At 69.1% G+C, this 4,532-nt stretch carries 3 protein-coding genes; all 3 read left to right on the forward strand.

Annotated elements, in window-relative coordinates; all coding sequences use genetic code 11:
* Positions 1–313 precede the first annotated feature (313 nt).
* The 3 genes from DMC18_RS24225 to der all read left to right on the forward strand — a co-directional run bounded on the left by DMC18_RS24225 (position 314) and on the right by der (position 4,402).
* Complete coding sequence (locus DMC18_RS24225; protein ID WP_110133384.1) at positions 314–1,063, forward strand: tetratricopeptide repeat protein; 750 nt, start codon at positions 314–316, stop codon at positions 1,061–1,063.
* Between the two features lie 11 nt (positions 1,064–1,074).
* Entirely contained in the window at positions 1,075–2,487 is a 1,413-nt protein-coding gene (locus DMC18_RS24230; protein WP_370443968.1) for a PQQ-binding-like beta-propeller repeat protein, read from the forward strand.
* A gap of 121 nt (positions 2,488–2,608) precedes the next feature.
* Entirely contained in the window at positions 2,609–4,402 is a 1,794-nt protein-coding gene (der, locus tag DMC18_RS24235) for a ribosome biogenesis GTPase Der (protein WP_110117813.1), read from the forward strand.
* The last annotated feature ends 130 nt before the right edge of the window (positions 4,403–4,532 follow it).

Here is a 4,532-nt window from a genome sequence, read left to right on the forward strand (position 1 = left end):
CTCTCCCCTTGCGGGAGAGGGTGGCCTCCGAAGGAGGTCGGGTGAGGGGTCTCTCAAAACCATCCGCCACGAAGCTGGGCGAAGCCTCGGACGTTTGAGAAACCCCTCATCCGTCGGCTTCGCCGCCACCTTCTACCGCAAGGGGAGAAGGACCCTGATCCCGCCGTGGCGGCGGCGGCGGACACGCTATAGGTTCGCCGCCTGCGTCGCGGCCAGGGGCCGTGGCGACTTGATGTTCAACCTTGCGTCGTCCGGAAACCCTTCCGGTCCTCGACGCCCCGGCGCTTCCCGCGCCCGTACCGGAGCCTCGTTCGTGGTCGATGTGTTTGACGAGGTCGAAGAGCAGCTTCGCTCCGACCGCTACAAGACCTTCGCGCTGAAGTCGCTGCCCGTCCTGGGCGCGGTCGCCGCGGTCGCGGTCCTGGGCGTCGGCGGCTGGTGGGGCTGGACGACGTACGAGCCCAACCGCGCCAACAAGGCGTCGGAAGCCGTCCAGGCGACCCTCGAATCCTACGAGAAGGAAGGCCCCGCCAAGGCCTTCGGCGAGTTCGAGAAGCTGTCGAAGGAAGGCAATGCGGGCTACCGCGCCCTGGCCCTGATGCAGATGGGCGGCATCCGCCTGGACGAGCGCAAGACCGCCGAAGCTGTCGGTTATTTCGACGAAGCGGCCAAGATTGCTCCCGATCCTGTCATGGGTGACATAGCTCGCCTCAAATCCGCCTTCGCGCTCATGGACACGGCTCCCTATCAGGAGATCGAGTCGAGGCTGACCCCGTTGACCGGCGAGAAGAGCCCTTACCGCGTGCAAGCCAAGGAGGCCTTGGCCTTCGCGAAGCTGCAGGCGGGCAAGAGCGCTGACGCGCGCGGCGACTTCGTCGTGCTGTCGCTGCTGTCGGATGCGTCCGACGACACGCGCCAGCGGGCCCAAGCCGCTATCCAGATGATCGACTCCGGCTCGGCCAAGTCGCTGCCGGCCGCCGTCAAGGCCGCCGTCGCTCTGCCGCCGCCGATCCAACTCGCGCCCGGCCAGCTGCCGCCGGGCCTGCAACCCCAAGCTCGATGAGCCGCCGACCCATGACTTTGAAGCGCTCCCTGCTGCTCGCCGCGATGATGTCGGCCGCAGTGTCGGTGACCGGTTGCTCGACGGTTTCGAAACTCAACCCGTTCGGCAAGGACGAGAAGAACAAGGCCCAGGCCACGCAAGGCCAGCGGATCTCGGTCATCGCCTTCGACCAGAAGGTCGAGGCCGCCGACGGCCTGAAGGGCGTCGACTTCTTCCTGCCGGAAGCCCAGCCCAAGGCCGACTGGCGCCTGCCGGGCGGCTCGCCCGAGCAGTCGGTCGAGCACGTCGCCGCCGCCAAGGACGTCGAGATCGCCTGGCGCAAGGGCTTCGGCCAAAAGGCCAACCGCACCTTCCACATCACCGCGACCCCGGTCTCGGCCGAGGGCAAGATCTTCGTCATGGACGGCGAGGCCAAGGTCTCGGCGCTTGACGCGAACACGGGCGAGACCCTGTGGCGCAAGGACCTGCGTCCGGCCGCCCAGCCGGGCAAGCGCGGCTTCTTCGGCATCGGCGGCGACAAGGGCGACACCGAGGGCTTCGGCGGCGGCATCGCCTATGCCGACGGCAAGCTCTACGTCTCGTCCGGTTTCCGCTTCGTGGCCCAGATCGACGCGGCCAACGGCAAGGAAAACTGGCGCCAGCCCACCAGCACGCCGGTCCACGCCGCCCCGACCGTGGTCGACGGCCGCGTCTTCGTGGTCTCCACCGACAACGAACTGCTGACCTTCGCGGCCGCCGACGGCACGCCGGGCTGGACCTACCAGGCCCTGATCGAGCCGGCCCGCATCCTGGCCGCCTCGAGCCCCGCGGTTAGCGGCGACACCGTCGTCGCCGGCTTCGCCTCGGGCGAACTGGTGGCCCTGCGCGCCGGCAACGGCAACGACCTGTGGAGCGAGGCCCTCAGCCGCGCCAGCCGCACCAACGCCCTGTCGGAAATCCGCGACATCGCCGGCCGGCCGGTGATCTACAAGGGCGACGTCTACGCCGTCAGCCACTCGGGCGTGTTCTCGGCCACCGACCTGCGCACGGGCCAGGCCCGCTGGAGCCTGCCGGTCACCGCCATCACCACCCCCTGGGCGGCCGGCGACGTGGTCTATGTGGTCGACAAGGCCGGCCAAGTGATCTGCGTCTCGCGCGATGGCGGCCAGGTCCACTGGATCCGCGACCTCAACGAGAGCGACAAGCTCAGCAAGAAGCAGAAGAAGAAGCTGGCCAAGCACCCGCGCATCTGGTCCAGCCCGATCCTGGCTTCGGGCCGCCTGATCACGGTGTCGAGCTACGGCGAGGCCGTGGCCCTGAACGCCAAGACCGGCGCCACCGAGAAGACCCTGAAGATCGGTTCGCCGGTCCTGCTGTCGCCGATCGCGGTCGGCGACAAGGTCTATCTGGTGACCGACGAGGCCCAGCTGATCGCGATCCGCTGATACTTTCCGGGCTCCCTTCGGGGTCCGGCGCAACACAAATCGTCCCGGGCCCGGGCTGGCGGAAACGCCGGCCCGGGCTTGTTGCTTTGCCGGGACCGGAAAAATCGACTACTGACCGCCTATGCCTTTGAAACTCGCCATCGTCGGCCGCCCCAATGTGGGCAAGTCCACGCTGTTCAACCGTCTGGCCGGCAGGAAGCTGGCCCTGGTCGACGATCAGCCGGGGGTCACCCGTGACCGCCGCTTCGCGCACGGCCGCCTCGGCGACCTCGACCTGGAGCTGATCGACACCGCCGGCTTCGAGGACGTCACCGACGAGAGCCTGGAAGCGCGCATGCGCGCCCAGACCGAGCTCGCCATCGACGAAGCCGATGTCGCGCTGTTCGTGTTCGACGCCCGCGAGGGCCTGACGCCGCTCGACAAGATCTTCGCCGAGATGCTGCGCCGCCGGAACAAGCCGGTGGTGGTCGCCGCCAACAAGTCGGAAGGCAAGCAGGCCGAGGCCGGCGCCGCCGAGGCCCACCGCCTGGGCCTGGGCGAGCCGATCCCGATCAGCGGCGAGCACGGCGAGGGCATGGCCGACCTCTATGCGGCGCTGCTGGCGGTGACGCCCGACGAGCTGCAGGAAGAGTTCGAGGACTACGACGACGACACCAAGCCGATCAAGATCGCCATCATCGGCCGTCCGAACGCCGGCAAGTCGACCCTGGTCAACCGTCTGATCGGCGAGCAGCGCCTGCTGACCGGCCCCGAGGCCGGCATCACCCGCGATTCGATCTCGGTCGACTGGACCTGGGATGGCCGCAAGATCCGCCTCGTCGACACCGCCGGCCTGCGCAAGAAGGCCAAGGTCAACGAGAAGCTCGAGAAGCTCTCCACCCAGGACACCATCCGCTCGCTGACCTTCGCCGAGGTCGTGCTGCTGGTGATGGACGCCACCCACCCGTTCGAGACCCAGGACCTGCAGATCGCCGACCTGGCCGAGCGGGAAGGGCGCTGCGTCGTCTTCGTGCTGGCCAAGTGGGACCTGATCGAGGATCCGGGCCAGATCCTGAAGGAATTCAACGAGCACGCCGAGCGCATGCTGCCCCAGCTGCGCGGCGCGCCCGTCGTGGCCCTGTCGGGCGAGACCGGCCGCGGCGTCGAGCGCCTGATGCCGGCGGTGATCAAGACGCACCGCGACTGGTCGACCAAGGTCAAGACCCGCGACCTGAACGACTGGCTGCAGCTGGCCATGCAGCGCCACCCGCCGCCCTCGGTGGGCGGAAAGCGCGTGAAGCCGAAGTATATGGCCCAGACCAAGGCCCGTCCGCCGACCTTCGTGCTGTTCTCCAGCCGCGCCGACCAGATGCCCGACCACTACCGGCGCTATCTGGTGAACAGCCTGCGGGAAAGCTTCGACCTGCCGGGCGTGCCGCTGCGCATCACCATCAAGTCGGGCGCCAACCCCTATGCCGAGCCCGAGCAGGGGCATGTGGTTCGCGGGAAACGCGCCTTCGAGAAGAAGGAAGCCGAGAAGGCGCGCCTGAAGGCCTCGCGCAACACGGTCAAGAAGTCGGCCCAGAGGGCGGCGATCCTGGCCGAGGCGCCGGCGGACGACAGCGCGGCCGGGCCGGGCAAGCCTGTCCCGACCAAGGCCGTTTCCAGCAAGCCCGCTTCTGGCAAGCGCGCCGGGGCCATCAAGGCCGACGCCGCCAAGGGCGAGGCGCCCGTCAAGGCCGATACCGGCAAGGCGGCGGTCAAGTCGGTGAAGCCGCAGGGCCCCAAGGCCCAGAAGAAGGTCTCGACCACCCCGAGCTACAAGGTCGGGGCCAAGGCGGCGGGCGGCAAGGCCGGCGGTCCGCGTCGTCCGGTGGCCGGTTCGCGCGTGGTGCGCGGCAACAAGACGCCCGGCGGCAAGCCCAAGGGCCGCTGACCGTCAGCCAGGGCGGGGAGGGGTCTAGAACTCTTCCCAGTCCTGGCCCACGGCCACGCCCGGGCGGAACGACTGGGCGATGCGCTCGTGCGCGGCGGCGACGGGGCTGCGGGGCGCCGGGGCGCGGGGC

It is taken from the genome of Caulobacter sp. D5 (assembly GCF_003185805.1).
GTDB lineage: Bacteria > Pseudomonadota > Alphaproteobacteria > Caulobacterales > Caulobacteraceae > Caulobacter.

Bases quoted from the DNA above. Each gene is read 5' to 3' on its own strand.
- DMC18_RS24230 (WP_370443968.1), top strand. From the start codon at position 1,075: ATGACTTTGAAGCGCTCCCTGCTGCTCGCCGCGATGATGTCGGCCGCA.
- der (WP_110117813.1), top strand. From the start codon at position 2,609: ATGCCTTTGAAACTCGCCATCGTCGGCCGCCCCAATGTGGGCAAGTCC.